The organism is Flagellimonas sp. (genome assembly GCF_965601775.1).
Taxonomy (GTDB): domain Bacteria; phylum Bacteroidota; class Bacteroidia; order Flavobacteriales; family Flavobacteriaceae; genus Flagellimonas.
In genome coordinates, this window is record NZ_OZ271837.1 from 2,246,852 (window position 1) to 2,272,040 (window position 25,189).

The 25,189-nt window shown below is 40.1% G+C and carries 29 protein-coding genes and 1 riboswitch; of the genes, 14 read left to right on the plus strand and 15 right to left on the minus strand.

Annotated features, from left to right (window positions below; all coding sequences use genetic code 11):
* Nucleotides 1-9: 9 nt before the first annotated feature.
* Nucleotides 10-1,695, plus strand: a complete 1,686-nt coding sequence (locus ACSLUF_RS10285) for an alpha-amylase family glycosyl hydrolase (protein WP_435622693.1) — start codon at nucleotides 10-12, stop codon at nucleotides 1,693-1,695.
* Between the two features lie 22 nt (nucleotides 1,696-1,717).
* Here the strand turns inward: ACSLUF_RS10285 and ACSLUF_RS10290 are convergent, their stop codons facing one another.
* Together ACSLUF_RS10290 and ACSLUF_RS10295 are read right to left on the minus strand one after the other, a co-directional pair.
* Nucleotides 1,718-2,245: an SRPBCC family protein gene (locus tag ACSLUF_RS10290; RefSeq protein WP_435622694.1), complete on the minus strand. Its 528-nt coding sequence runs from the start codon at nucleotides 2,243-2,245 to the stop codon at nucleotides 1,718-1,720.
* Between the two features lie 39 nt (nucleotides 2,246-2,284).
* Complete coding sequence (locus ACSLUF_RS10295) at nucleotides 2,285-2,938, minus strand: TrmH family RNA methyltransferase (RefSeq protein WP_435622695.1); 654 nt, start codon at nucleotides 2,936-2,938, stop codon at nucleotides 2,285-2,287.
* A 45-nt stretch (nucleotides 2,939-2,983) separates the two neighbouring features.
* Here ACSLUF_RS10295 and ACSLUF_RS10300 point away from each other — a divergent pair, with 45 nt between their 5' ends.
* On the plus strand, nucleotides 2,984-3,685 hold the full coding sequence (locus ACSLUF_RS10300; protein ID WP_435622696.1) for an SIR2 family NAD-dependent protein deacylase: 702 nt from the start codon (nucleotides 2,984-2,986) through the stop codon (nucleotides 3,683-3,685).
* Here the strand turns inward: ACSLUF_RS10300 and ACSLUF_RS10305 are convergent.
* Complete coding sequence (locus ACSLUF_RS10305; RefSeq protein WP_435622697.1) at nucleotides 3,648-4,121, minus strand: heme-binding domain-containing protein; 474 nt, start codon at nucleotides 4,119-4,121, stop codon at nucleotides 3,648-3,650. The genes ACSLUF_RS10300 and ACSLUF_RS10305 overlap by 38 nt on opposite strands.
* A 32-nt stretch (nucleotides 4,122-4,153) precedes the next feature.
* Here ACSLUF_RS10305 and ACSLUF_RS10310 point away from each other — a divergent pair, with 32 nt between their 5' ends.
* Both ACSLUF_RS10310 and purB read left to right on the plus strand, forming a co-directional pair.
* On the plus strand, nucleotides 4,154-4,726 hold the full coding sequence (locus ACSLUF_RS10310) for an adenylosuccinate lyase (protein ID WP_435622698.1): 573 nt from the start codon (nucleotides 4,154-4,156) through the stop codon (nucleotides 4,724-4,726).
* Between the two features lie 45 nt (nucleotides 4,727-4,771).
* On the plus strand, nucleotides 4,772-6,115 hold the full coding sequence (purB, locus tag ACSLUF_RS10315; protein WP_435622699.1) for an adenylosuccinate lyase: 1,344 nt from the start codon (nucleotides 4,772-4,774) through the stop codon (nucleotides 6,113-6,115).
* A gap of 32 nt (nucleotides 6,116-6,147) precedes the next feature.
* Here the strand turns inward: purB and ACSLUF_RS10320 are convergent, their stop codons facing one another.
* Entirely contained in the window at nucleotides 6,148-6,741 is a 594-nt protein-coding gene (locus ACSLUF_RS10320; protein WP_435622700.1) for a TetR/AcrR family transcriptional regulator, read from the minus strand.
* 72 nt (nucleotides 6,742-6,813) lie between these two features.
* On the opposite strand from ACSLUF_RS10320, the gene ACSLUF_RS10325 reads away from it, so the two are divergent.
* On the plus strand, nucleotides 6,814-7,248 hold the full coding sequence (locus ACSLUF_RS10325; RefSeq protein WP_435622701.1) for a cupin domain-containing protein: 435 nt from the start codon (nucleotides 6,814-6,816) through the stop codon (nucleotides 7,246-7,248).
* A gap of 66 nt (nucleotides 7,249-7,314) precedes the next feature.
* Here ACSLUF_RS10325 and ACSLUF_RS10330 read toward each other — a convergent pair whose 3' ends face one another.
* The 6 genes from ACSLUF_RS10330 to ACSLUF_RS10355 all read right to left on the minus strand — a co-directional run bounded on the left by ACSLUF_RS10330 (nucleotide 7,315) and on the right by ACSLUF_RS10355 (nucleotide 10,912).
* Nucleotides 7,315-8,130: a mechanosensitive ion channel family protein gene (locus ACSLUF_RS10330; RefSeq protein ID WP_435622702.1), complete on the minus strand. Its 816-nt coding sequence runs from the start codon at nucleotides 8,128-8,130 to the stop codon at nucleotides 7,315-7,317.
* A gap of 143 nt (nucleotides 8,131-8,273) precedes the next feature.
* The gene (locus ACSLUF_RS10335; RefSeq protein WP_435622703.1) at nucleotides 8,274-8,813 is read right to left on the minus strand and encodes a DUF4252 domain-containing protein; all 540 of its coding nucleotides are present in this window, start codon (nucleotides 8,811-8,813) and stop codon (nucleotides 8,274-8,276) included.
* 92 nt (nucleotides 8,814-8,905) lie between these two features.
* A complete protein-coding gene (locus tag ACSLUF_RS10340; RefSeq protein ID WP_435622704.1) occupies nucleotides 8,906-9,442 on the minus strand; it encodes a DUF4252 domain-containing protein in 537 nt (178 codons plus the stop codon).
* A gap of 1 nt (nucleotide 9,443) precedes the next feature.
* Nucleotides 9,444-9,986, minus strand: a complete 543-nt coding sequence (locus tag ACSLUF_RS10345) for a DUF4252 domain-containing protein (RefSeq protein WP_435622705.1) — start codon at nucleotides 9,984-9,986, stop codon at nucleotides 9,444-9,446.
* Nucleotides 9,987-9,996: 10 nt separating this feature from the next.
* Nucleotides 9,997-10,416, minus strand: coding sequence for a hypothetical protein (locus ACSLUF_RS10350; RefSeq protein WP_435622706.1), 420 nt, complete (start codon nucleotides 10,414-10,416; stop codon nucleotides 9,997-9,999).
* Nucleotides 10,403-10,912 (minus strand): RNA polymerase sigma factor, encoded by a 510-nt coding sequence (locus ACSLUF_RS10355; RefSeq protein ID WP_435622707.1) that lies wholly within the window; start codon nucleotides 10,910-10,912, stop codon nucleotides 10,403-10,405. Before ACSLUF_RS10355 ends, ACSLUF_RS10350 begins: the two co-directional genes overlap by 14 nt.
* Before the next feature lie 213 nt (nucleotides 10,913-11,125).
* Between ACSLUF_RS10355 and ACSLUF_RS10360 the strand changes: the two genes are divergently transcribed.
* A complete protein-coding gene (locus ACSLUF_RS10360; protein WP_435622708.1) occupies nucleotides 11,126-12,601 on the plus strand; it encodes a S41 family peptidase in 1,476 nt (491 codons plus the stop codon).
* A 27-nt stretch (nucleotides 12,602-12,628) separates the two neighbouring features.
* Here ACSLUF_RS10360 and ACSLUF_RS10365 read toward each other — a convergent pair whose 3' ends face one another.
* Nucleotides 12,629-13,576, minus strand: a complete 948-nt coding sequence (locus ACSLUF_RS10365) for an ABC transporter substrate-binding protein (RefSeq protein ID WP_435622709.1) — start codon at nucleotides 13,574-13,576, stop codon at nucleotides 12,629-12,631.
* A 15-nt stretch (nucleotides 13,577-13,591) separates the two neighbouring features.
* On the minus strand, nucleotides 13,592-15,454 hold the full coding sequence (locus ACSLUF_RS10370) for a TonB-dependent receptor plug domain-containing protein (RefSeq protein ID WP_435622710.1): 1,863 nt from the start codon (nucleotides 15,452-15,454) through the stop codon (nucleotides 13,592-13,594).
* Nucleotides 15,455-15,523: 69 nt separating this feature from the next.
* Nucleotides 15,524-15,739, minus strand: a riboswitch (cobalamin riboswitch).
* Nucleotides 15,740-15,794: 55 nt separating this feature from the next.
* Between ACSLUF_RS10370 and ACSLUF_RS10375 the strand changes: the two genes are divergently transcribed.
* Genes ACSLUF_RS10375 through ACSLUF_RS10400 form a run of 6 tightly spaced genes read left to right on the plus strand, consistent with a single transcriptional unit; the run spans nucleotide 15,795 to nucleotide 21,080 of the window.
* Entirely contained in the window at nucleotides 15,795-16,952 is a 1,158-nt protein-coding gene (locus ACSLUF_RS10375; RefSeq protein WP_435622711.1) for an ABC transporter substrate-binding protein, read from the plus strand.
* On the plus strand, nucleotides 16,953-17,984 hold the full coding sequence (locus tag ACSLUF_RS10380) for a FecCD family ABC transporter permease (protein WP_435622712.1): 1,032 nt from the start codon (nucleotides 16,953-16,955) through the stop codon (nucleotides 17,982-17,984). It begins immediately after the preceding gene.
* A complete protein-coding gene (locus ACSLUF_RS10385) occupies nucleotides 17,984-18,760 on the plus strand; it encodes an ABC transporter ATP-binding protein (RefSeq protein WP_435622713.1) in 777 nt (258 codons plus the stop codon). The genes ACSLUF_RS10380 and ACSLUF_RS10385 overlap by 1 nt, the downstream gene beginning before the upstream one ends.
* Before the next feature lie 60 nt (nucleotides 18,761-18,820).
* Nucleotides 18,821-20,164 (plus strand): DNA recombination protein RmuC, encoded by a 1,344-nt coding sequence (rmuC, locus tag ACSLUF_RS10390; RefSeq protein WP_435622714.1) that lies wholly within the window; start codon nucleotides 18,821-18,823, stop codon nucleotides 20,162-20,164.
* 2 nt (nucleotides 20,165-20,166) lie between these two features.
* Entirely contained in the window at nucleotides 20,167-20,532 is a 366-nt protein-coding gene (locus tag ACSLUF_RS10395) for a 6-phosphogluconate dehydrogenase (RefSeq protein WP_435622715.1), read from the plus strand.
* 2 nt (nucleotides 20,533-20,534) lie between these two features.
* Nucleotides 20,535-21,080, plus strand: coding sequence for an acyl-CoA thioesterase (locus ACSLUF_RS10400; RefSeq protein WP_435622716.1), 546 nt, complete (start codon nucleotides 20,535-20,537; stop codon nucleotides 21,078-21,080).
* 11 nt (nucleotides 21,081-21,091) lie between these two features.
* On the opposite strand, the gene ACSLUF_RS10405 is transcribed toward ACSLUF_RS10400, so the two are convergent.
* Nucleotides 21,092-21,427 carry a winged helix-turn-helix transcriptional regulator gene (locus tag ACSLUF_RS10405; RefSeq protein ID WP_435622717.1) on the minus strand — a complete coding sequence of 112 codons (336 nt, stop codon included), beginning with the start codon at nucleotides 21,425-21,427 and terminating at the stop codon, nucleotides 21,092-21,094.
* A 178-nt stretch (nucleotides 21,428-21,605) separates the two neighbouring features.
* Between ACSLUF_RS10405 and ACSLUF_RS10410 the strand changes: the two genes are divergently transcribed.
* Both ACSLUF_RS10410 and ACSLUF_RS10415 read left to right on the plus strand, forming a co-directional pair.
* Nucleotides 21,606-22,211 carry a hypothetical protein gene (locus ACSLUF_RS10410; RefSeq protein WP_435622718.1) on the plus strand — a complete coding sequence of 202 codons (606 nt, stop codon included), beginning with the start codon at nucleotides 21,606-21,608 and terminating at the stop codon, nucleotides 22,209-22,211.
* A 1-nt stretch (nucleotide 22,212) separates the two neighbouring features.
* On the plus strand, nucleotides 22,213-22,626 hold the full coding sequence (locus ACSLUF_RS10415) for a hypothetical protein (protein ID WP_435622719.1): 414 nt from the start codon (nucleotides 22,213-22,215) through the stop codon (nucleotides 22,624-22,626).
* Nucleotides 22,627-22,715: 89 nt separating this feature from the next.
* On the opposite strand, the gene pgl is transcribed toward ACSLUF_RS10415, so the two are convergent.
* Both pgl and zwf read right to left on the minus strand, forming a co-directional pair.
* Complete coding sequence (pgl, locus tag ACSLUF_RS10420) at nucleotides 22,716-23,426, minus strand: 6-phosphogluconolactonase (protein WP_435622720.1); 711 nt, start codon at nucleotides 23,424-23,426, stop codon at nucleotides 22,716-22,718.
* 120 nt (nucleotides 23,427-23,546) lie between these two features.
* The gene (zwf, locus tag ACSLUF_RS10425) at nucleotides 23,547-25,079 is read right to left on the minus strand and encodes a glucose-6-phosphate dehydrogenase (RefSeq protein WP_435622721.1); all 1,533 of its coding nucleotides are present in this window, start codon (nucleotides 25,077-25,079) and stop codon (nucleotides 23,547-23,549) included.
* Nucleotides 25,080-25,189 lie beyond the last annotated feature (110 nt).

Here is a 25,189-nt window from a genome sequence, read left to right on the forward strand (position 1 = left end):
TCCCAACTAATGAGACAACTACTTACCGTTATGCTAATACTATCGGTTATTTTCAGCTGTAAGAAAGCTGAAAAACCTCCTCAAAAACAAGATGTGATAGTTGAAGATATAATTCCAAAAAAACAAGTGCCATTTGTTTGGGAAGGAGCCAATGTATATTTCCTTTTAACGGACCGTTTCAACAATGGCAATCCAGATAAGGGTGTAAGTTTTGAACAAACCGAAGAAACCGCAGTACTAAGGGGATTTGAAGGAGGAGATATTCAGGGAATCACGCAAAAGTTAGAAGAAGGATATTTCACAGATTTGGGTATAAATGCCATTTGGTTCACCCCAGTGGTGGAACAAGTTCACGGTGCTACTGATGAAGGTACTGGAAACACCTACGCATATCATGGATATTGGGCCAAGGATTGGACGGCAATTGACCCTAATTTTGGTACTCGAAAAGATTTGGAAAAATTGGTCAAAACAGCGCATGGCAAAGGAATACGGGTTCTTTTGGATGTGGTTCTAAACCATACCGGTCCAGTTACCGACAAAGACCCCGTCTGGCCCTCGGACTGGGTACGTACAGACCCAAAATGTGAATTCACTACCTATGAAAATACGACGGCCTGTACCCTAGTCGAGAATTTGCCAGATATTTTAACGGAGTCAGATGAACCCGTTGAGCTTCCTGACGCCCTATTAGCCAAATGGAAAGAAGAAGGCAGGCTGAGTCAGGAATTGGATGAACTCCAGCTTTTTTTCGAACGAACTGGATATCCAAGAGCACCGAGATTTTATATTATCAAATGGCTGACCGATTATATCAATGATTTTGGAGTAGATGGTTTTCGAGTGGATACAGTGAAGCATGTAAACGAAAATGCTTGGTCCGACCTCTATGCAGAAGCCACCCATGCCTTTGAAACCTGGAAGAAAAAACATCCAGACCAAATATTGGATGACAATGAGTTCTATATGGTTGGAGAGGTTTATAATTACGGAATAACCGGTGGACGGAAATTTGACTTTGGGGATAAGAAAGTAGATTTTTTTGATTTCGGTTTTAAAAGTCTAATCAATTTCGACCTAAAGGTGGATGCCCATGATGACTATGAAAAGGTCTTTAGCAAATACAGCAAGTTATTGCACACCAAACTGAAGGGGAAAAGCGTACTGAACTACCTTACGTCACATGATGATGGAAGTCCCTTTGACAAGGAGCGTAAGATGCCTATCCGTTCCGCAAATATGCTCTTGTTGACCCCCGGCGCTTCCCAGGTCTATTACGGAGACGAGACCTTACGAAATTTGGTTATTGAAGGCACTGAAGGTGATGCTACCTTGCGATCTTTTATGAATTGGGAGGATTTGGATAGCTTGCCCGAAGTTCAAAAAATTCACAAACATTGGCAAAAATTAGGACAGTTCCGAAGAGACCATCCTTCAGTTGGAGCTGGAAAGCATAAAAGACTTTCAAAAGCACCTTATGTTTTCTCCCGAACCTATACCGATGATGACTATAAGGATAAAGTAGTTATAGCCTTAAATCTTCCCAAAGGGAAAAAATCCTTGTCTGTTAAAGGATTCTTTGGAGATGGCACTACCCTGTACGATACCTATTCAGGTACCGAGGTAATGGTTACCAAAGGAAAGGTCATGTTGGAAAATGATTATGACACTGCTTTGTTGGAGCTCAAAGAATAAAGTGAATCCAATTCCTTTTTGGCTATTTTTCCAAAATGGATTTTAAGCTGGCCAAGCCCTCCTCAAAATCTCCGCCAACGGCTTTATCCATATTCATAAAAAGCATGAAAATACTGGTCGGAAACTTATTCGTACCTGAAAATCCCCAAGTGACCTTGGTTTTATCGGCTCCTACTGCCTCGGTTGTAATAAACGCATCTGAAGTTGACTTCCAAGGTTTTAGAAATCTCAATTCTGACTCAATGCGCTCACCATCTACGATCTTAGTAATTTCCTGCTCGCCCTCACCTACCTCTTTATTACCAATCCAATGACTTGTGGCTCCAACTTCACCATCCGTACCCTTGAACTCTTTTTTCATGTTTGGGTCTTTTTTGTTCCATGGGGACCACTCATCTTGCTTTTTTAGAAATCGAATACTGTCGAAAACCTCAGCCTTGGGTTTAGCAATTTCAATGGAACGGGAAACATTGTAGCCCTTTGGTGCTATGATTGCAAGAAAAAGAATGAGCAATACAATGCCCCCTAAAATGTAAAGTATAGTAATCATTTGTTTTTGAATTGGTTATGCCTAAATGTACAAAAAACCTCAGTCTTTGTGGTATCTGCTGATAATCCCTTCCACATCCTTAATAGACTTTTTGGTCCAATCCAATCGCTTTTCCAAGATTTCAATGGGAGATAGTTGCCAATCCAAGGAAGAGCTACGCAGCTGTTTTGCAAGTTCTTGGAGGATGATGGCTGCGGAAACCGAAATATTCAAACTTTCAGAAAAACCCACCATCGGAATTTTTAAGAACCCATCCGCTTTTTGCATGACCTCTTCGCTAAGACCCTCACGTTCTGTACCAAAGAAAAGAGCTGTTTTTTCATCCACTTGAAAATCCATTAGATAATTGGAGTTGATATGCGGAGTTGTTCCAATAATCCGATACCCCTGTGCCTTCAGAGCATCCATGCAATCTGTAGTGGTTCCATATCGATACACATCCACCCATTGTTCGGCTCCCATAGCAATATTCTTGTCCAATCGCTTTCCAAAGCGGTCTTCCACCACATGTAGGTCTTGTATGCCAAAAGCATCACAACTACGAATCACGGCACTTGTGTTGTGCAATTGAAATACGTCTTCAATGGCCACCGTCAAAAAACGGGTACGCTGTGCCAAAACTTCCAAAAACCTTTGTTTCCTTCCTTCTGTTAGAAAACCCTCTAAATATGCCAGTAAATCATATTCGAACATGCCAAACAAGTTAGCAAAAATTGAATTTGTTATTTTTAGCAATCCATGTCAGAGAAACAAAAAATAGTTATCCTTACCGGAGCGGGAATGAGTGCTGAAAGTGGCCTAAAAACCTTCCGGGATGCTAATGGGCTATGGGAAGGGCATGATGTGATGGAGGTGGCCTCACCCCAAGGTTTTGCTAGAAATCCAGAGCTTGTTTTGGAATTTTACAATCAACGTAGGCGTCAGTTGCTCGAAGTAGCTCCCAATGCAGGGCACAACGCTTTGGTTGATTTGGAGACCCAATATGACGTAAACATTATTACACAGAATGTGGATAATCTTCACGAAAAGGCTGGTAGTTCCCAAGTACTCCATTTACATGGGGAACTTTTCAAAGTTCGAAGTACAGTGAACGAAAACCATGTTTTGGAATGGAAAAAAGATTTGGTTCTAGGAGATTTGGATGAAAATGGACATCAACTCAGACCACATATTGTCTGGTTTGGTGAAATGGTCCCTCTGTTGGAAACAGCAGCCTATATCACCCAAAAGGCCGATATTCTGATGATAATCGGAACTTCGATGCAAGTGTATCCCGCAGCTAGTTTAATTCATTACGTACGACCTGAAACTCCAATCTTTTTTATAGACCCTAGGCCTAACGTCAATCCAACCGACTTTAGAAACCTGACAATTCTTTCTAAAACCGCGGTTGAAGGTGTGCCTAATTTGGTAACTGAGCTACTTGATAAAGCAACCTAGCTTCTTCTGCCCAATCCAGTAGTGCTTTTTTCTGTTCGTCAGAGAGCCTGGCATCTTCATGCGTCCAAGTATATTCTTTTAAGGGCATTTCCCCATTTTCCACATACTCTATAAACTCTTCGAGCTTGTGGTCTTTCTTTTTGGCAGTAAGATTGGGCCAATCGGAAAAATCAAGATGCTCTTTTCCTTCTTCAATATGCCCGTTCATCCAATAAGAAATGGGAGCAATATTGCTATACCACGGATATCTGGTATTGGCACTATGGCAATCGTAACAACTGGTTTCTAAAATTTTTTGAATTTCCGGACTAGGTTTAGTCTCGGCCTCAAAAGCGGCCACAAAGTCCGTATCAGCAAGGTTTTTCTCAGGTCTAAAAAACTGCATTCCGATTAGAATGACCAACAATGCAATTCCTATTTTTTTCCCTATTTTCATCTGGTAAGGTGTTTCCGTAAAAATAAGATTTTGTGACTGAACAACAACTGATTGATGCATTAAGTTCTGGAAGACTTTCCAAAGTTAGAATTGACAAGTTGGTTGATGAGATGGAACTGCACCCTGAACTTACCCTGACCCTTTTAAATCGGGTTTTTGAAGAGGATAAAAAGGATGAATTCAATGCAAGCTGGGTGTTGGACCATTTGTTGCGCAAAAAACTTGTTTACATCCTTCCACATTTTGATGAATTTACCTCAGGCTTGGCAGAATTAAAATCAGAATCCTGTATTCGACCCATGGCCCATATCTGTCAGATGGTTACAGAAGCCTATTTTGAAAAAAAGAACTCAACTTTTATTGAGAACATTAAGGCCAATCAATTGGAACGAATCATGACCGCCTGCTTTGATTGGCTGATAGGTCAACATAAAATTGCAGCTAAAGTATTCTCCATGACCAGTTTGTACTATTTAGGAATGCAATTCGATTGGGTACATCCAGAACTCAAGCTTGTTTTGGAGGAAACCATTGCCAAAGGCAGTTCAGGCTATAAAAACCGTGCTTCGAAAACATTGGATAAGCTAGTAGCTTTGGGGCATTAAACTGTTGAAGTTTGAGTATATTTGCCCCTTTAAAACCAGAGCCAAATGTCTTTGTCTTCTCTTAATGCCATCTCACCCATAGACGGTAGGTATCAGAATAAAACAGAATCCCTTCAAAATTACTTTTCGGAGAAGGCCTTGATAAAATATAGGGTGCTTGTTGAAATTGAATATTTCATCGCACTCTGCGAAATTCCGTTACCTCAACTTGCCGATTTTGACAACTCAAAATTTGAAGGTTTAAAGGATATTTATCGCAATTTCAGCGATGCAGATGCTGCTGCCATCAAGGAAATTGAAAAAACTACGAATCATGATGTCAAGGCAGTTGAATACTTTATCAAGCAACAGTTTGATACCTTAGGATTGAAACAATACAAGGAGTTTATTCACTTTGGGCTCACCTCGCAGGATATAAACAACACAGCTATCCCGCTTTCCATTAAGGAGGCTATGAATGAGGTGTATATACCGTTGTATTTTGAGGTTTTCGAAAAACTGAAAAGTCTTGCTTCTGAATGGGCGAACATCCCTATGCTTGCACGTACCCATGGCCAGCCGGCCTCCCCTACTCGTTTGGGCAAGGAAATTGACGTTTTTGTGGAACGCTTAAAAGAACAGCTTAATTTATTGAACGATATTCCAAGTGCGGCCAAATTCGGTGGTGCTACGGGAAATTACAATGCACACAAAGTGGCCTACCCGGCAATTGACTGGAAGGCTTTCGGTCAACAATTCGTTCAGGAAAAATTGGCTCTGCACCATTCTTTTCCCACCACCCAGATTGAACACTACGACCATATGGCTGCTCTTTTTGATGGCCTAAAACGCATCAATACCATTTTGATTGATTTGAATCGTGACATCTGGACGTACATTTCCATGGATTATTTTAAGCAGAAAATCAAAAAGGGAGAAATAGGCTCTTCGGCCATGCCACATAAGGTAAATCCTATTGATTTTGAGAATTCAGAAGGAAATTTAGGAATGGCCAATGCTATCTTTGAGCATTTGTCCGCCAAACTTCCTATTTCCCGATTGCAACGAGATTTGACGGATAGCACTGTACTTCGTAATGTAGGAGTTCCCTTTGCCCACACTTTGGTCGGATTTCAATCCACATTAAAAGGTTTGAACAAGCTGGTATTGAATGCGGAGAAATTTGAGCAGGATTTAGAAGATAATTGGGCAGTCGTAGCTGAGGCCATTCAGACCATCCTTCGCAGGGAAGGCTATCCCAATCCATACGAAGCTTTAAAGGGGTTGACTCGGACCAATGAAAAAATCACACAAAAGACCATTGCGGATTTTATAGAAACGCTGAAGGTTTCGGAGGTCATCAAAAATGAGCTGAAACAGATTACTCCGGCTAACTATACGGGGGTTTAAGGTCCGGTTGAAAAATCTCTTCAATTTCCAGATTACTTTTTGCTGTTGCTGAAACCATTAAGAATCAATCCCATACCCCATCTCATTAATCGAAGGGACTCTTCATTATTTAGACCGCAAACATCTTTGGTCACTATAAGAGGTTCCATCCCCATAAGAATGGTAAGTAAGTTTGCCAAGTCTTCTTTTTCTTTCGTTGCTATATCCTCTTCGGATAATACTAATTGCAAGGTTTTTTTTCTTCTTGCCCCCCTTTTCGGTTCCGAAGTATTGGCATCAATGACTGTGGTAAGGTACCGGCGGAAGGTGTTCTCATTATTGACTGAAAGCGTGTTATAGTAATGCTGTACTTCCAGAATCCTATCTTCAAATGATAAATCATTAACGTCCTCATAGATAGACTCCGGGCTTTTCGTACTGATATCAAGCCCCGCTTCGGTGGCCAAAACATCTACATTGGAAAAATACCTATAAATGGTGGCTCGTGATATCCCAGCCTTTTCAGCGACATCCTCTAGACTGAATTCAACTCCTTTTTTCAAAAAACCCTGGGCACTTAGGATAATTTTCCTTCTAGTTTCCAATTTCTGATTTGTCCTTCCCGTTTCGGTATAACTCTCTTTCATGAGATAAATATCTCATAAAATTTGGTGTAATCAAAATTCCAATGTATGTTTGTGAGACATAAATCTCATAAAATGTCAACTAATCAACCAAAATGGGTGCTTGGCCACAAGGTTACTACCCATGACACCACCGGCGATTATGATTTGATGTACGCCGAAACTCCTCCAAAAGTACCTGGTCCTCCACCCCATTCCCATAACTCCTACAAAGAATCCTTCTTAATCATTGAAGGGGAAATGGAATTTTTTATCAACGGGAAAACCATGGTTTTAGGTCCAGGAGAGTCCATTGATATTCCACCCAAAACACTCCATACCTTTGGTAATAAGGGAGAGAAAACCTGTAAATGGGTCAATATACATAGTCCAAAAGGGTTTCGGGATTTTTTTGAAGAACTCGGTATCCCAGAAAATGAAGAGAACGCCATAGAAAGGTCAGTAGCCCCTGAAATCGTCCAGCGGGTGATTGCTACAGCTTCAGATTATGATATGGTCATTAAAATCTAAAAAAAACTGAGACCCCTTGCTTTTCAGCGGGAGTCCCAGTTAAAAATTAGAAGCAAGTCTTTGTACTTAGGCTTCTTTATGAATTTCCACTTGATGTGGGTAAGGAATTTCAATACCAGCGGCATCAAGCGCCAACTTGCAATTCTCGTAGGTCCCAAAATACACATCCCAGTAATCCTTGGGTTTACAGAAAGGACGAACCGCAAAATTTACTGAACTGTCTGCCAATTCCATAACATTTACAGATGGAGCTGGGTCCTGCAATACTTTCGGATTTGAGGTAAGTACATTCAGAAGCACATCTTTGGTCTTTTTGATGTCCTCCCCATACCCTACTCCAATTACAGTATCCACGCGGATTTTGCCTTCAGCGGAGTAGTTGATAATATTTCCATTGGCCATAGCTCCATTAGGTACAATCGCCAATTTGTTTTCAGGAGTAGTGAGCTTTGTGGTGAAAATCTCAATTTCCTTGACCACACCCAACACACCTTGTGCCTCAATCAAGTCTCCAATGCGATACGGTTTGAAAATCATCAGCAAAACACCTCCAGCAAAATTGGATAAGGAACCTTGAAGGGCCAGTCCCACCGCTAAACCTGCAGCAGCAATCACTGCAGCAAAAGTGGTTACGTCAACCCCTAGCTGAGATATTACAATGATGATCAGAAACACCTTAAGCGCCCAAGAAATAAGGTTAAGCAAAAACTTTTGCAAAGACTCATCGTATTTGCTTTTAGCCATTACTTTTCCCGTAGCTCTGGTTATTTTCTTGATAATCCAGGAACCAATAATGTAAATGAGAATTGCCGCAATCAACTTGAGGCCATATTCCTTGGCCAAATCGATGCCGATGTTCATCCATTCTTGTGCTTTTTCCATAGTGCTCTGTTTTGTTGTTAGTGTTTATGTATGAGACACTAAGGTAGCAAGAAGGTCACAAAAAAAGATGCTTTGCGCTTTATAAAAAAGAGAAAACGCGCTATGACTAGCACGTTTTTTATTCTATCGAATGGGAACTAGGTTTAACCCTTCAAGAACTTCCCGATTTCACCGAGGTCCGCTCCATCATATTCTGAATGTTGAAGCGCTTGCATCAACTGTACGATATGTGCGGGATTCATATTTTTTCCCAATACCCGCACTAATGCGAAGCCCATATCCTTGCTGTCTCCGTAAATGATGACTTCGTCAATGGCGTCTTCATCACCAAGATACTTAATTACCCCTTTACCGTACTGGGAGTTTATTTTCATTAACTCCACAAATTCCTCATCCTTAAGGATTTCTTTGACTTTAGCTTTTTCAGCTCGATATTCCGCCACATTACCCGCAGTTTTTTTGAAAGCCAACATATTGAATTTCCTCAATGATTCCACCGCCTCTTTCTGAGATGCGGAAAGACTCCCCTCATTTAACTTAAGAATGCTCGCGGGAACATCCAAAGCGATAAAATTGGGGTTTTCCGAGTTGTCTACATAGTATTCCTGTAGACTTTGCTGTGACGAACAGGAGGCCATAAGAATGGCACCTGTCAAGAAAAATGTTTTTACTAAATATTTCATTGTTTTGATTGTTTTGATTGATTGATGATTGCCAATAGGCCAACATAAATATATGTTGACCCATTGGATTTTTTGTTACAGTATTCTTCTAATTAGTTCCTTTCTGCTTTCTTTAGATGCTTCGGAAGGCGCATTTTTTCGGTTAAGGACCCCACTTTTGTCAAGTCGATATCTCCTGTCATGCTGAGCAACACCGTTTCAATATTAGCTTTCCGTCCTTTATCGTCTTCTATACCAGTCACGAACATCAGAAGTTCGGAAACATGGTCTTCATCCTTTCCATTCTTGATGTAAAATTTGAGATTGGTATCCCCATCCTTAATTTTCATCAACTCATCCAGCTTCGATTTTTTGACATATTGCTTCATTGTGGCCTGCATGTCTGCAGAAGCGCCATCATCTTCCGACATAAATATTTTTATGCCATCAAGATTTTTGGCAAGATCTACAAAGTCTTGGGTATCCTTATCGCCATGATCATCCATCATTCCAGCAACTATCTCGAGCATACCTTTGCTGATGGTAACCGAGCCAATACGATCGGAATCCTCGAACTTATCAAAAACCGACTGGGAAATTCCAAAAAGCGGTAAACTTAATGCAACAAGTGCGATTACAAACTTTTTCATTCTAGTTCCCCTTTTTACCTGCATTGTTAAGTTCTTCTGGTAAGTTCATCTTCTTGGTCAAGGAATTGATTTTATTCAAATCAATGTCTCCTGTAAGGGAAAGTAGAACCGTTTCGAATTTTCTTCCATCAGCTTCCACTTCCTTAAGACCGGTTACAAACATAAGCAACTCACTTACATGATCAGAATCTTTACCTTCTTTAATGTAAAATTTCACATTGGCATCCTTGTCCTTTACACGCATCAACTCTTCCATGGTAGAAGATTTTAGATAGCTATTGACAGAGGCTTTCATATCTGCGCCAATCTTTTCATTATCGGTGGTAAAAACCTTTAAACTTTTTAAGCTACTGGCAATATCCATAAAGTCTTGGGCTTCTGGGTCATCGACTTCCACATCGATTTTGGCCAATAGATTGAACATGCTTTTGTTCACCACAACCGAAGTAACATCGTCCAAATCTTCAAACTTGTCAAAAAGAGACTGTGAAAATCCAGTAACGGGAACTACTGCAATTAGAAAAATTAAAATATACCTTTTCATCGTTTTTGTTTTAATCGTTATTGTAAATTTTTTGTTTTGCGGCTTCAAACTCCTGTAAATAGGCTACTTTTTCTGTGCCTCGACCAAAGTTCTCTGCAAGGAGCTCAAAAGCCTTTTTGGTTTCTTGGTAAGCAAGTTCGGCCTGCTTACGTTCTTGGTATTGATTACCAAAATAAATTCCGAAGGTTAGGATTGCCACTGCAGCAACGGACATCCATTTATAATAGTTTCTTCTAGGTTTTAATGGCACCTGCTTGGTGAAACGTTCTTCCTTAGCGACGGAAAAATAATTGAACATTGGTCTATATTGTTCCAAATGGGGTTCTATATCGTCTTGGGAAAAATATTGGCTCAGAACTTCCTCCTCCGCAATCGTGGTGGTCGCTTCAAAATACTTTTCCAAAAGTTCTTCTATTCTATCCAATTCCATAACTATGTTTTTTTGCCAATTCTTCTCTAACTGTTTTTCGTGCCCTGGATAATGTCACTCGAACTGCTGTCGGTTTCATATCCAATAATTCACATATTTCTTCAAATTCGTATTGCTCTATGTCCCTTAGTTGCAAAACCATTTTCTGTTGCTCCGGAAGCGTATCCATAATGCGTTCCATCCATCTTACGCTATCCTCGGCCTCAAGTTGTTTTTGCAAGGAGGTATTTTCATCCTGATAATTGCTGTGCACCAACTTTAGGTTACTCGCCTGTTTTGATTTAAGTCGGTCCAAACAAAAATTCTTGGTCATAGTCATCGCAAACGCCTCTACATTTTTATAATCGGCCATACTCTCGTTTTTTGACCATAACTTCAGCAACACTTCCTGCGTGGCATCTTCGGCCTCTTCCTTGGATACTAGTAGTCGTTTTGCCAAACGGTACAGTTTATCCTTAAAAGGCATAACCACATTTAAAAATTCACTTTGTTGCATTGGTTGTTTAGTTATTCGCCCACTTTTATTTCAGGCTTCATTATCACGACGACACATATCGAAATTTGTTACAAAAAATTTGAATTGTCCTCATATGTCCCTATTTTCAGCAAAAAAATGCTAGTATTCAGAAATTCTTACCTCCTTTTTCCAATTTGATTTGGTTTGACTGGAACGATTTTTGATTAATCTATCTAAAAAATATTCTAAATTATGAAAAAGGTATTTTTCCTACTTTTCTCGCTTACCCTTATCCTATATTCATGTTCAAGTGATGATGGTAACGAAATTGAAAACCCCAATCCCAATCCCCCTGTAGCGGAAGACCCAGATGTAACGGTCCAAAGTTTTATGTGGAGTGCCATGAACCTATGGTATTTTTGGCAAGGTGAGGTTGCGGTATTGGCCGATGACCGATTTAGTACAAATGAAGAATTCACTAATTTTTTAGCTCAATTCCCTAATCCGTTTGATTTATGGCAGAATGAAATCTTATTCGATGAAGATAGATTTAGCTTCCTGAATGAGGATTTTAGTGAATTGGTTAGTAACCTTTCCGGGGTTTCAAGAAGTAACGGACTTGAATTTGGACTCCAATTCATTACATCCGGTTCGGACAACGTTTTCGGTTACGTTCAATATATAATTCCTGGATCAGATGCAGAAGGTGAGGACATTTCCAGAGGAGAGTTTTTTACCCATGTGGATGGAGTTCAACTTACTGGTACGAATTTTCGAGATCTGTTGTTCGGTGAAAACGCTACATATACTTTAGGTATGGCCGATTTGAACGGTGGAACCTTTAGCCTCAATGGGAAAGAGGTCACACTTACCAAGATTGAAAACTTTGTGGAAAATCCGATTCAAGTCGCAACAACCTTAGATGTTGGTGGAACGACAGTAGCTTATTTAATGTATAATCGTTTTTTAAGCAGTTTCAATGAGGAACTTAATGCAGCATTTGCACAGTTTGTAGCAGCAGGTGCAACAGAATTGGTGTTGGATATGAGATACAACCCAGGTGGTTCCGTAAACACTTCCAGACTGTTGGCCAGTATGGTTCATAGCACGGATACCGATAAATTATACATTCGTCAAAGATGGAACGACAAAATTCAGGCGCAATTTACCGCGGAACAGTTAGAGGACAACTTTGCAAATACCACAGGTTCCAGCCCCATAAACTCGCTAAATCTGAATCGCGTTTACATTTTGACCACAGGTGGTTCTGCTTCGGCCAGTGAATTGGTAATAAATGGTTTAGAACCTTATATGAATATTATTCAAATTGGGGAAACCACTACCGGCAAAAACGAGTTTTCCATTACATTGGTGGATGATCCCGGGAACTCGTTCATTTATAGTGCAAGTCGCGAAAATCTGATTCCTGCAGATAGTCAATGGGGACTTCAGCCTCTGGTTGGGCGAAACGAAAATGCTGACGGTTTCTTCGATTACACCGATGGTCTTGCTCCAGATATTGAATTAGAGGAAGACGTGACCAATTTGGGTATTTTGGGAGACCCAGACGAGCCTTTATTGGCTAGAGCACTACAAGAGATTGGTGGCGCGGTAACACGAAGAGGATTTAATGTACAGTTTCCTGCACGGCCAATTACAAGTTCTAGAGTGCAAACCACTATGAAAGATAATATGTTCTTGGATAAGCCCATAGAAATGAATCAATAAAAAAAAGCGGCCAATTGGCCGCTTTTTTTATGCTTTAATCTTCTGAGCTAAATAACTATCCAGATTCAAGTATTTATGTCTTAAGGTTTTCGGTACTTGCATAAATTCAGGATGGAAAAGCCCTGCTAAAACCTCTATGCCATCAACTAATGTGCTGGCTGACGACTGAGTGAACATATCGAAATCCACTATAAAAACAGCCTTATCCCGAACCGCTTTCAAATTATTCCAGCCCTGTTTCCCCATTAAAATATGGAGTTCCTCCAAACTTCGCTCCACAGAAAATCCACAGGGTGAAATTACTAGAACTTCTGGGTCATATTTTACAATCTTTTCCCAAGGTGTCACAATACTATCCCCAGAAGGATTGGATAACATATCTACACCTCCTGCAAAGGCGACTTGATGTGGAATCCAGTGTCCACAATTAAAAATTGGGTCAATCCATTCCAGTAACATCACACGTTTGGGAAGGGCTCTTTCCGCTCTTAGTTTATCAACTACAACTTGTATTCTACTCCTAAGTTTAGCCAAATAGGCATACCCCGTCTCTTCTTGTCCCATCGCTTTGGCAATGGTAATAGCCGATTCAAAGACATCTTCCAAAGATTCGGGGCTAATGGAAATCAACTTGGGCTGCTTTTTAAGATTAGCTACTGCCGCTGCGGTACAAGCTGTATCTATTTGACAGATATCGCACATGTCTTGGGTAAATATGATATCTGGCTCAATCTCCTCCAACAAAGGTTCATCCACATAGTAGAGGTCTTTACCTTGGTGTTTGCTTGCTGAGAAAAGGGCGTCAATTTCTTGACTTGACAGACTCTTGCCTTCCAAAATGCAACGTACTACAGGTTTCTTTTCTCTCAATGCCAGTTCAGGACACTCAAAGGTGACACCGTGCAAATAATCTTGTAAACCCATGTCATAAATCATCTGGGTGACAGCAGGCATAAAAGAGCAAACCTTAAGCATAATTTGTTTTACCAACTAGAAACTTAGATTAAAACCTGCATTGATATTCCTTCCGCGTGTGGTAAACCCGAATACTTCCGCAAAATCCTCATTCAACAGGTTGTTGCCACTCAAAAAGACTTTCAATTTATTGGGTGTCAATTCATGCTCAAGATACAAATTCACCAAAGAAAAGGCATCTAAGGAAACGTCGGTAAAAGTGCTAAAATCTGTATCCAATCTTTCTCCCGTATAGGCATAATCCAATGAAACATTAGTTGAGGCACATATTTGATACCCAACATTCAGGTTGACCTTGTGTTCCGGTATTCTAATGGCACTATCCCCTTGTCTGTCGATAAAAGTGTAGTTGGCGTTTAACGAAAGTTTTTCAACAGGAAACCAAAACGCCTCAAATTCCAATCCACTAACATCGATCTCATCAGCAACATTGATACTTACAAAATTCTGGTCAAAACCAATGGTATTTTTCTCGTTTCGATCAAAATACAAAGCACTCACCCTCAGTTTATCATTGATATAATACTCAACCCCTCCTTCAATCGTCCTGTTCTCTTCAGGCTCCAAATCTGGGTTGGCACCAAAGTCCCCAAACAACTGAATCAGATTCGGGGTAATGTACGAGGTGGCATAGGAGCCCAGTAATTTGATGTATCCTGTTTCAGTCGAAAATGAATAAGAAGGGTTTACATTAAATACAAAATGGGTTCCATATTCTGAGTGATTATTAAGTCTAGCTCCAGTATTTAGGTTAAAACCAAAGTCCGAAACATAAACCACATTAATATAAGGGTCAATAATGGTAAAATCGGCTTCATTGGTGAAAACAGCTTCATCTTTGAGGTAATTTACCCCTAGAATCGTATGCCACTTATCGTCAAAAACGTATTTATTGTATACATCCAGCACCCGGTTTTTACCATTGAGCATGCTCTCCCCAAAAGTACTTTGGGTATCGGTCTCATAATCAGCGTAGGCTGCATTCAAATGGATTGAACCATTGTTGTACTTAAAAGATGAGGAGATACCAACTCTTTCTTGGGTTGTCCGGTTTTGGTTTGGAGCCTCAGCAAAATCAGCATCAAACTCGTTGTTAAACCGGGTTTGGTTTCCATAAACTAAAAGTTCAAACTTTTCGGAGAATTGATATCCTAACTTGATATCCGTACTAAACTGCGAAAACACATCCTCTTCATTTTCAGGTGTCACTGCAGCGGATATCCCGCTAGAGTATCTGTTGGAAAAATTTACCCCATAGGAGAATTTATTTAAAGTACCGTTTACCGCAGCACTGTTTTGAAAATTACCCAAATTGTAATTTTGGTCTTCTGCCGTTTGATTGGTTCCAATTGTTGATTGAAAATTGGCAGTAATGGGTTCCGTTGCATTCTTTTTGGTGGTAATATTAATAACCGCTGTTGCCGCATTGGTTCCATACAAGGTACTCGCGGCTCCTTTAATTATTTCAATGGATTCTACATTCGCAGTTGAAAGCAAACGCAAATCATATTCCTGTGAAAATGAGGCGGGGTCAGACACCCTTACCCCATCAATAATTACCAAAGCCTGGCGACCCCTACCCCCTCGGGCAAATACGCCAAATACCGAACCATCTCGACCGCGACTACCTGCGATTTCAATTCCGCTTTTGGTATTGATGATTTCAGGGATAGTTCTACCCTGATTGCGCTCAAGTTCCTCTGCAGAAATCTTGATAACGGTCTTACCTGAATTTTCACGTTTCAGTTCAAATCGCGAGTCACTGACCACGACTTCCTGCAGTTGTTGTACTGCAATAGAATCCTGTTGTGCATTTTGGGCATAAAAAAATTGGCCCATAAAAAGTGTGGCGCACCACCACAAATGATTTTTTTTCATTTCGTTTAAGTGAATAAACGGGAGAATAGTATGTGCTTCATACGTAAACCTTTATCCCGAAAGTTTAACAATGTTTGTTTGAATTTGGCAGGTCTCCTGACTTGTTCAATGTTATTTGGCCTTCCCATTCTGTAGAACAGTGGCATTGCAGTACATAACATCCTCTTGAAGAGGTGCCAAACACGGTTGGCATAAACTTTACAGTTGCGGGAACAGTTCTGGAATTGCACCAGATTCCCTTTTAATCACATAAAAATTATGTGAACCAAAATTCCCGACGAAAGTAATGATTCTGTTTAATCTTTTTTTGTAAAAATTAAATAATCTTACTTTTGAACCCATGATGCGAAAATCCCTATTCTCTTTATCCTACGGCCTCTTGCTTCTTTTATTGATAGGGTCTTGTAAGGAAAAAAAGTCCTCTTCACTCGTTGAACAAAGTGGAAAAGAAGTCTCTATAAAGTATGCAAAAGGGTTTTCAATAGAAGAAACATCGGATTTTACGGTAATCAAGGTCATCTCGGCTTGGCCAGGTGCCACAAACGAGTTTACCTATGCTCTTATTCCGAGAGAAAAGTTGCCTTCAACTACCCTTCCCAAGGATGCGTATGATGCCATTGTTTCAGTCCCTGTAGAGCGTATGATTGTAACATCAACTACACATATCCCAGCACTGGAGGAATTGGGGGTTTTACATACGATGGTAGGATTTCCCAATACAGATTTGATTTCCTCCCCTAAAACACGGGAAAGGATTGATAGCAGTTTTATAAAAGAGTTGGGCACCAACGAAAACATCAATACGGAAATTGCTTTGGATTTAAATACAGACGTACTCGTTGGTTTTGGTATCAATGGGACCAATAAAGCCTATGAAACTTTGAAACTGTCAGGTATTCCTATCGTTTATAATGGGGATTGGACCGAGCAAACCCCATTGGGAAAGGCAGAATGGATTAAGTTCTTCGCTCCCTTTTATCAAAAAGAAAAAGAAGCAGACCGCATTTTTAAAACCATTGAAAGCTCATATACCCAAGCTAAGCAACTGGCTCAAAATGCGGACTCAAGACCTACGGTACTCACTGGAGGACTCTACAAAGATGTTTGGTACGTTGCAGGTGGAAACAGTTGGATGTCCCAGTTTTTAAAGGATGCCAATGCGGAATATCTTTGGCAAGAAACTGATGAAACGGGAAGTATCGGACTGAGTTTGGAAGAGGTTTTGACTAAAGGAAAAGAGGCGGAGTTTTGGTTCAACCCCTCCCTGCATAGTACATATTCTGAAATGGAAAGTGCCAATTCGCATTATTTGGAATTCGATGCCTATAAAAATCAAAATGTGTTTTCCAATGCCATAGCAAAAGGAGAAACAGGGGGTATTTTGTTTTATGAACTGGCACCCCAAAGACCCGATTTGGTATTAAAGGACCTCATTTCCATTCTACATCCCAATCTTATCGATGGGTACGAAACTCATTTTTTCAAACCTTTGCAATAAGTGTTTTTATCCCAGAAATATCATATTTCATTTCTATGTATCGTTTTGGCGCTATGCGTTGCCTGGATATTAAACATAAGCTCGGGGTCAGTCGCCATACCGTTCGATGCAATCATCTCTTCTTTTTTTGGAAAAGCTATGGAAACACCTTCGTGGGACTATATCCTTTGGAATTATCGCATTCCCAAGGCCTTCACGGCAGTTTTGGTAGGTGGTGGTCTATCCTTAAGTGGACTTTTGATGCAGACCCTGTTTCGAAATCCCTTGGCGGGTCCTTTTGTTTTGGGAATAAGTTCCGGAGCTAGTTTGGGTGCAGCTTTGCTGTTGATGGGCGGCTCGTTGATTTCTGGATGGGCTTCCTTCTCATTTTTTAATGATATCTCCCTTGCTATTGCCGCCAGTTTGGGTAGTTTTCTGGTTCTTTTGGTGGTCATTGTAGTGGCCAATCGGGTAAAAGATACCATGGCACTTTTAATTATTGGATTGATGTTCGGAAGCATCACCTCGGCCATTGTCAGTGTATTGGCTTATTTCTCCACGGCCGATAATTTACAGCGTTTTATTTTTTGGTCTTTTGGTAGTGTTGGGAATTTATCACAGTCCCAGGTGCTACTTTTGACTGGAATAGTCATTTTGGGAATTATTTTAAGTGTTTTCTCCATCAAATCGCTTAATGCTTTCTTATTAGGGGATAATTATGCAGAAAGCCTGGGGATTTCAATTAAAAAATCCAGATTTGTCGCTATTGTTGCCACCGGTCTATTAGCAGGTGGCATCACTGCTTTTGCAGGTCCCATAGCTTTTGTCGGCTTGGCCGTACCCCATCTTACCCGTCAGATTTTTGATACCATGGAACACCGGATTTTGATTCCCGCAGTTTTTCTTTACGGCGCCATCTTGATGTTGCTTTGTGATACTATTGCACAATGGCCCAATTCCGCCAATGTGTTACCCATTAACGCCATTACAACCTTGGTGGGGGCACCTGTGGTTATATGGCTATTGATTCGAAAACGAAAAATGGTTTTCTAATGGATGTGAAAAATCAAATCTTAACTGTTGATAATCTGTCCATTGGGTATCCATCAATCACTGTAGCCAAGAACATTTCGTTTGCCTTGGAAAAGGGTTCTCTCTGTGCCATAGTAGGTATCAATGGGATAGGAAAATCGACCTTACTTCGTACTTTGGGAGGACTGCAGTCCAAAAAGTCAGGGGAAATTAGAGTGGATGACCATCCCTTAGAATCTTTGTCACCATTACAGTTGGCCCAAAAGCGAAGTGTTGTACTTACCGAAAAAACGACTTCCAAAAATCTTACCGTTCAGGAATTGATTGCTTTAGGTAGACAACCCCATACCAATTGGCTGGGAAAACTGACCAAAAAAGACCGGTCCAGAATTGAAAAAAGCATCAACACTTTCCTATTGGATAAATTGCGGCATAAAAAATGTCATGAACTCAGCGACGGGCAGTTTCAAAGGGTATTGATTGCCCGAGCTATGGCGCAAGACACTTCTTTGATTCTTCTGGATGAACCCACTACCCATTTGGACTTACATCACAAGGTTCAAATTCTAAAACTATTGCAGGAATTAGCCCATGAACAGCATAAAACCATCTTGTTCACCACCCATGAAATTGATTTAGCCATTCAGACCTGTGATTTTATGTTGATATTAGATGGAAACCAAAATCCTTTTGGGGAGCCATGCCAATTAATTGAGGCCAAGCATTTTGATTCACTTTTCCCATCGGAAATGGTTCAATTTGATGCCAAAACAGGAACATATAAGGTTAAAAAGTAACTCGAATCACCATTTCCCCGAAGTTTGGAATCTGCTATCTTTATCCGAAGAAAATAATTTATGAGTACAGAGTTGATTTTTGTGTTGATTGGAGTAGTTGCTTTAATAGCGGGTGCGTTTTTGGGTATGTACCTCCAGAAGCTCAAAACAAAATCTACTGAAAGTGTCTGGAAAGAACGCGAAACACAATTGAGCCATACCATATCGGGTCTTGATGAAAAACTGGTGACTTCAGATGAAAAGAATAGACAGCTTCAATCCGAAAAGGAACTTCAGGGCAATCAGATTGTGCGCTACCAAGCGGATTTAGAGAATTTGCGGCAGAAGCATGCGGAGCAAAAAGAGGAATTGGAAAAACTTCAAGAAAAATTCACCAAGGATTTTGAAATACTGGCCAACAAGATTTTAGAGGACAAATCCAAAAAATTTACGGAAAGTAACAAGCAGAACATTGAAAATATTCTTACCCCTTTGAACAAAAAGATAAAAGAGTTTGAAGAGAAGGTAGAAAAATCGCAAAAGGAAAATATCAGTATACATTCAGCATTAAGAGAGCAATTACTTAATCTCCAAAATCAGAATCTGAAAATTACACAAGAGGCCGAGAATTTGACCAAAGCCTTAAAAGGAGATAGCAAAATGCAAGGAAATTGGGGAGAATTAGTGCTGGAACGTGTTTTGGAAAAATCTGGATTGGAAAAAGACCGGGAATATAGCGTACAACAAAGTTTTACTCTTGAGGATGGCAGTCGTGTATTGCCCGATGTTATTATCCACATGCCGGATGGCAAAAAAATGATTGTCGATTCCAAAGTCTCCTTAACCGACTATGAACGCTTCACCAATGCTGAAGAAGAAGACAAACCGCGTTTTTTAAAGGATCATATCAATTCACTAAGAAAGCATGTGGAGCAACTTTCAGCCAAAAAATATGAAGACCTCTACGAGATGGAAAGTCCGGATTTTGTATTAATGTTTGTGCCTATAGAACCCGCCTTCGCTATCGCTATAAATAAAGATGTTTCGCTTTACAACAAGGCCTTTGAGCAAAATATTGTGATTGTGACCCCTTCCACTCTTTTGGCTACACTACGGACTATTGATACCATGTGGAGCAATGAAAAACAACAACGAAATGCGATTGAGATAGCCAGACAAGCAGGAGCTTTATATGATAAGTTCGAAGGTTTTGTTTCGGATTTGACCAAAGTGGGCAAGAAGATGGATGAAGCGAAAAATGAATATCGCGGAGCCATGAACAAATTGGTGGAAGGACGAGGGAATATTGTGACCAGTATTGAAAAACTTAAAAAGATGGGAGCCAAAGCCAAAAAGTCAATTCCAGAACCTATTTTAAAAAGGGCTCAAGAAGACGATTACGAAGAACCTAAACTTGAGTTGTAAGCATGCGTAAATTCCTTTTCATTTTTATTACCCTTATTGTCTTCGGAATTGCAGGTTATTTTGCATTTATCTACTATGTCTCCTTCAGTGAGGGGTATCGTTCTGGAGAGTTAATCAAATTCAGTAGAAAAGGAGTTTTGGCCAAGACCTGGGAGGGTGAAATTAGTCAGGGTATCTCGGGAGCACAAATATTCGAGTTTTCAGTAGAAGACAGCGAAGCAGAAGTCATCGAAAAATTAAAAGAATACCAAGGCAAGTACGTAAAAGTAACCTATAAAGAGCGTTATGGCACTTTTTTTTGGCTCGGTGACACCAAATATTTCATTATCGATGTAGTCCAAGAAGAATCCCCACACTTTAGGAAATAATTATGAAAAAGTTCAAGACAGTACAGGAATCCAGGGTTTCTATAACGGAGCTTATGCTCCCGGCCCACTCTAATTTTGGAGGTAAAATACATGGAGGATATATCCTAAGCCTAATGGACCAAATTGCCTTTGCATGTGCTAGCAAGCACTCCCAAAGCTATTGCGTTACTGCTTCTGTGAATCGTGTGAATTTCCTGAATCCCATCGATGTGGGAGAATTGGTAACACTTAAAGCCAGTATTAACTACACTGGACGTACCTCAATGGTAGTTGGCGTTCGTGTGGAATCCGAAAACATACAGACTGGAGAAATCAAGCATTGTAACTCCTCCTATTTCACTATGGTGGCCAAAGATGAAAATGGAAAAAACATTGCAGTTCCAGGTCTGATAGTTAAAGACAAGCAGGGCATGCGGCGCTTTGCCCGAAGCAAGGAACGCAAGCTATCGGCACATGATAGGGACTCAAAATACGCCTCCAAGGCATTTAAGGTGAATCAGTACCTGGAATTTTTGGAAGGTGAGAATGTGCAGTTGGATTTGGATTGATTCCCAACCCCTTAACAGCTTTTGTCCATATCTTTAAGACCCCATTCTTGCATACTGTCAATGATGGGCAATAAAGTTTGTCCATAATCAGAAATACTGTATTGTACTCGAGGAGGCACTTCGGCAAATACTTTTCTATCCAAAACCTTATCTGACTCTAATTCCCGAAGCTGATTAACCAGCATTTGCTTACTTATGTCAGGAATTGCACGTTGAAGCATTGAAAACCGGTTACAATCTTTTCGTATCAAAAACAGAATTACCGGCTTCCATTTACCTCCAATTTTATTGAGGCAATGCGTAACAGGACATCCATTGGGGTTAAAATCCTTGTTTTTTCTTTTCATACCACAATAGTCTAAAATTTTATACTACTACCAAAAATATGGACTACTTGTCATTAATAGACAAATATGGCATTTTTGATTCACAAAACAAATACGAATGAAAATCAATCCCTTTTTAGTACTGATTCTCCTTGCTTTTTTTGGCGCTTATTCGGTACACGGTCAAAAATCAAAGAATATGAGAAAAAAAGCCATGTTTATGATACAACAACCTAAAACCTTAAAAGAAGTAAAGTCGTATGCTTTAGGAGAATGGGAGAGTATTGCGGTAGAATTGAGACCTACCGAAGACCGCACCGGTAGTGGTAAAATAACCCCTACTTATCTAAAAAGACGTTTCACCTATCGCCCAGATGACACTTTTGTGGGAACCATAACCTTGTTTGCCGACAATTATGGTCAGCTTCCCTTATTGGAATTTGAATTCAAGGGTCAGTTAAATTGGGGTGAAGAACACCCAATCGCTAAGGGAGCCTGGAAAATTGATTATGTATTGAACAACGGCTTCGCTGTTACACCATTAAACCCGCAAGCCGCTCAAATGTTGAATGCAGGTCTTCCTGGAAATATGTCTCCCTTTGAGGCAAACAGCAAAAAAGATATTTTGGGGAAGGCTTTCCCCATGTTCAACATAGTTGAAGGTCAAATCGTATCCGATTATGACTTAATTTATTTTAAAAATGGGTTACTATTTATGGGAGCTAAGCATGTAGATGGTACTCCCTTTGACAAACCTGAAAATAGGCCGCATCAACTACAAATTCCCTTAGAAAAATTGAACTAAAATGAAAACAAGAGCGGTAAAAAGTGTAGATATCCCTCGTTGGTGGTTTATTCTCCCCGCCTACCTTACACTATGGACTTTATTATTTAGCATTTACAGTTATTTTGATGGGAATGGGATGATGAAAGCCTTTGGCATTGATACAGGAGGAGCAAGTGATTTTATAATGTTGAACTCAGCCGGAAGGTATTTAGCTTTGGCTCTAGTTATGGTATTTGGTATTTGGGTTTTCAGAACGGTCCACTCTATTTTATTGGCATTGATTGGTCGATTGACGATGGATATTTTAGATTTAGTCGTCGGCTTGCAAACCCATGTGATTACAGATTCAAATGGAATAATCCAATCCTTTTTGATGTTCTTACTACCAAATTTGATATCCATATATCTTCTTATCCGATTTTACAGAAGATAATTTGACAAAAGTAAAGTCCTTTCATTTGGACTGGTTTTTTGATTGATGTGAATACAACCTCCTTGAACCATTTCTTGGAGGTTTTTCATCTATATCATGGAAGCAGCATCCTCATCCAAAAACCAGAGCAACTTTCCAGAGGCTGGATTCACCAAAGAAGCGGGATACTTATCAAAACCTTCTTTTTGTTGCGTAATTATTTCAACCTTTTCCTTTTTCCCCTGGCCAGTGACTAAAAACGCTACTTCTTTGGCCATATTGATAACTTTACCATTGATTGAAACCCTTTTTTGTCCAGATTCCGGATGTGTTGCTACCACACAATGGTCTTCGGACTCCCAAAGGGCAATTTCATGTGGAAAAATTGAAGCAGTATGTCCATCATCGCCCATACCCAGTATCACCAAATCGAATTGTGGAACGCCATCCACCCTATCCAAATTGATTTCCAATAAATTGGCATAGCGCATCGCTTCGGAACCAGGGTCATTTTCGCCTAAAATGCGATGGATATTCTCCTTGGGTACCTCAATTTTTGAAAATAGGTGGTCCACTGTCATTTTGTAGTTGCTTTGGTCATCATCTGGTGGAACGCAACGCTCATCTCCCCAATAAAAATGAACATTGGACCAATTAATTTTACTTCCATATTCCAAAACCAACACGTCAAAAACGATTTTTGGCGTACTGCCTCCAGATAAGGCAACATGCACCAAATCTTTTCCCTCAACAAAATTTTCGAAGTAAGCGGAAAAAGCTTCAGCAACTTCGTTCTTATTCTTATATATCTTTAATTCCATAGTTTTCTATAGTTCTTAATTGCTTGGCCTCCTTACAAGACTTCTGAAGGAGATTTCTCGAACTGACGTCGAACATCAAACTTCAAATCTTAGACCTTAGACCTTAGACCTTAGACCAACCTAACAAATCACACAATACCCCGGGTCGTCGGCCAGGTTCTGTCCTGGATTACGCCAATATCCCAATTCCTCGATAAGCTCATCCGCATTCTCTGGACCCCATACTCCGGCTGCATAACCGTACATCCGAACGTCCTTTCCGCTTTTCCAATAATCCAAAATAGGGTCTACAAATTCCCAAGCGGCCTCCACCTCATCTGCCCGAGCATATAGCGTGGCATCGCCCTGCATGGCATCCAAAAGTAAACGCTCATAAGCTTCCATCACATAGGTTTCCGCCAAACTGGAATAATAAAAATCCAAATTGGCGCGCTCTACCTTGAATCCTTGACCGGGTACTTTTACCCCGAACTTCATCAAAATTCCTTCATCAGGCTGAATACGAATAATCAGTTTATTGTCCTTACTGTTTACCCCAGAGTCTTTGAATATTTGATGATGTGGTGTTTTAAAATGAATAATGACCTCAGTAACCTTGGTAGGCATTCTCTTGGCTGTTCGCACATAGAAAGGTACTCCATGCCAACGCCAGTTGTCCACATAAAACTTGATAGCGGCATAGGTTTCAGTAGTGGAATCTGGGCTTACCCCATCTTCTTCCCGATATCCCTTGACTTTTTCTCCATTTATTTCTGAAGCTACATACTGGGCACGAATCGTATTTTCAAACAAGGTTTTTTCATCCCGCATAATACGAAGTGACTTTAGAGCCTTTACCTTTTCGTTTCGGATTTCCTCAGGTTCGTCGCCAATTGGAGGTTCCATGACCACTAGAGAAACAATTTGCATTAAGTGATTTTGGAACATGTCCCTTAACGCACCTGATTTGTCATAATATCCACCTCTCTTCTCAACCCCAACACTTTCAGCATTGGTAATTTCCACATGATGAATATAATTTCGATTCCATAGGGGTTCAAAAATGCTGTTCGAAAAACGAGTTACCAAAAGATTCTGAACAGTTTCTTTACCCAAATAATGGTCAATTCTATATATCTGAGGTTCAGAAAAATATTGCTGTAGGCCTTTATTTAGGCTCTTAGCCGTTTCCAAACTATACCCAAAAGGTTTTTCCACAATAAGGCGCTTCCAGCCCAAATCTTGATTATTTAAACCTACCTCAGCCAAATTTTTGGCGATGGGTTCATACAAACTTGGCGGAGTGGATAAATAAAAAATATAGTTGTTATCGGTTTTTTCCGATACGTTTAATTCAGCAATTCGTTTGGCTAGGCCACTATATTCACTCGTATAATCACTCCCCAGGTCCTCGTAGAAAAACATATCTGTGAAGCCCTTAAGGTAATTATCCTTCAAGTCCTCGATTTTGGATTTCAAATAAGGACTATCGTACACCACTTTGTTTCTGAAATCCTCATCAGATAAGTTACTTCGGCTAGCGCCAAGTACTACAAAGTTTTTGGGAAGTTGCTTGGCAACATACAAATTGAAAAGCGCTGGTATTAATTTCCGGGCGGTAAGGTCTCCTGAAGCCCCAAAAATGACCAGCATTTGGTTGTCTGTCTTTTTCATAAAAGTGTACTGATGAGTTGGATTGTTGGTCGCAATTGCCTACAATTTAAAACATGTATTGTAAATACAACACATTATTTTTTTGAGCAAGACGAATATAACGTTTATTT

Excerpts from the sequence above, each read along its gene's own strand:
- ACSLUF_RS10285 (WP_435622693.1), top strand. The coding sequence starts at position 10 with ATGAGACAACTACTTACCGTTATGCTAATACTATCGGTTATTTTCAGC.
- ACSLUF_RS10290 (WP_435622694.1), bottom strand. The coding sequence starts at position 2,245 with ATGATTACTATACTTTACATTTTAGGGGGCATTGTATTGCTCATTCTT.
- ACSLUF_RS10295 (WP_435622695.1), bottom strand. The coding sequence starts at position 2,938 with ATGTTCGAATATGATTTACTGGCATATTTAGAGGGTTTTCTAACAGAA.
- ACSLUF_RS10300 (WP_435622696.1), top strand. The coding sequence starts at position 2,984 with ATGTCAGAGAAACAAAAAATAGTTATCCTTACCGGAGCGGGAATGAGT.
- ACSLUF_RS10305 (WP_435622697.1), bottom strand. The coding sequence starts at position 4,121 with ATGAAAATAGGGAAAAAAATAGGAATTGCATTGTTGGTCATTCTAATC.
- purB (WP_435622699.1), top strand. The coding sequence starts at position 4,772 with ATGTCTTTGTCTTCTCTTAATGCCATCTCACCCATAGACGGTAGGTAT.
- ACSLUF_RS10320 (WP_435622700.1), bottom strand. The coding sequence starts at position 6,741 with ATGAAAGAGAGTTATACCGAAACGGGAAGGACAAATCAGAAATTGGAA.
- ACSLUF_RS10325 (WP_435622701.1), top strand. The coding sequence starts at position 6,814 with ATGTCAACTAATCAACCAAAATGGGTGCTTGGCCACAAGGTTACTACC.
- ACSLUF_RS10330 (WP_435622702.1), bottom strand. The coding sequence starts at position 8,130 with ATGGAAAAAGCACAAGAATGGATGAACATCGGCATCGATTTGGCCAAG.
- ACSLUF_RS10335 (WP_435622703.1), bottom strand. The coding sequence starts at position 8,813 with ATGAAATATTTAGTAAAAACATTTTTCTTGACAGGTGCCATTCTTATG.
- ACSLUF_RS10340 (WP_435622704.1), bottom strand. The coding sequence starts at position 9,442 with ATGAAAAAGTTTGTAATCGCACTTGTTGCATTAAGTTTACCGCTTTTT.
- ACSLUF_RS10345 (WP_435622705.1), bottom strand. The coding sequence starts at position 9,986 with ATGAAAAGGTATATTTTAATTTTTCTAATTGCAGTAGTTCCCGTTACT.
- ACSLUF_RS10350 (WP_435622706.1), bottom strand. The coding sequence starts at position 10,416 with ATGGAATTGGATAGAATAGAAGAACTTTTGGAAAAGTATTTTGAAGCG.
- ACSLUF_RS10355 (WP_435622707.1), bottom strand. The coding sequence starts at position 10,912 with ATGCAACAAAGTGAATTTTTAAATGTGGTTATGCCTTTTAAGGATAAA.
- ACSLUF_RS10360 (WP_435622708.1), top strand. The coding sequence starts at position 11,126 with ATGAAAAAGGTATTTTTCCTACTTTTCTCGCTTACCCTTATCCTATAT.
- ACSLUF_RS10365 (WP_435622709.1), bottom strand. The coding sequence starts at position 13,576 with ATGCTTAAGGTTTGCTCTTTTATGCCTGCTGTCACCCAGATGATTTAT.
- ACSLUF_RS10370 (WP_435622710.1), bottom strand. The coding sequence starts at position 15,454 with ATGAAAAAAAATCATTTGTGGTGGTGCGCCACACTTTTTATGGGCCAA.
- ACSLUF_RS10375 (WP_435622711.1), top strand. The coding sequence starts at position 15,795 with ATGATGCGAAAATCCCTATTCTCTTTATCCTACGGCCTCTTGCTTCTT.
- ACSLUF_RS10385 (WP_435622713.1), top strand. The coding sequence starts at position 17,984 with ATGGATGTGAAAAATCAAATCTTAACTGTTGATAATCTGTCCATTGGG.
- rmuC (WP_435622714.1), top strand. The coding sequence starts at position 18,821 with ATGAGTACAGAGTTGATTTTTGTGTTGATTGGAGTAGTTGCTTTAATA.
- ACSLUF_RS10395 (WP_435622715.1), top strand. The coding sequence starts at position 20,167 with ATGCGTAAATTCCTTTTCATTTTTATTACCCTTATTGTCTTCGGAATT.
- ACSLUF_RS10400 (WP_435622716.1), top strand. The coding sequence starts at position 20,535 with ATGAAAAAGTTCAAGACAGTACAGGAATCCAGGGTTTCTATAACGGAG.
- ACSLUF_RS10405 (WP_435622717.1), bottom strand. The coding sequence starts at position 21,427 with ATGAAAAGAAAAAACAAGGATTTTAACCCCAATGGATGTCCTGTTACG.
- ACSLUF_RS10410 (WP_435622718.1), top strand. The coding sequence starts at position 21,606 with ATGAGAAAAAAAGCCATGTTTATGATACAACAACCTAAAACCTTAAAA.
- ACSLUF_RS10415 (WP_435622719.1), top strand. The coding sequence starts at position 22,213 with ATGAAAACAAGAGCGGTAAAAAGTGTAGATATCCCTCGTTGGTGGTTT.
- pgl (WP_435622720.1), bottom strand. The coding sequence starts at position 23,426 with ATGGAATTAAAGATATATAAGAATAAGAACGAAGTTGCTGAAGCTTTT.
- zwf (WP_435622721.1), bottom strand. The coding sequence starts at position 25,079 with ATGAAAAAGACAGACAACCAAATGCTGGTCATTTTTGGGGCTTCAGGA.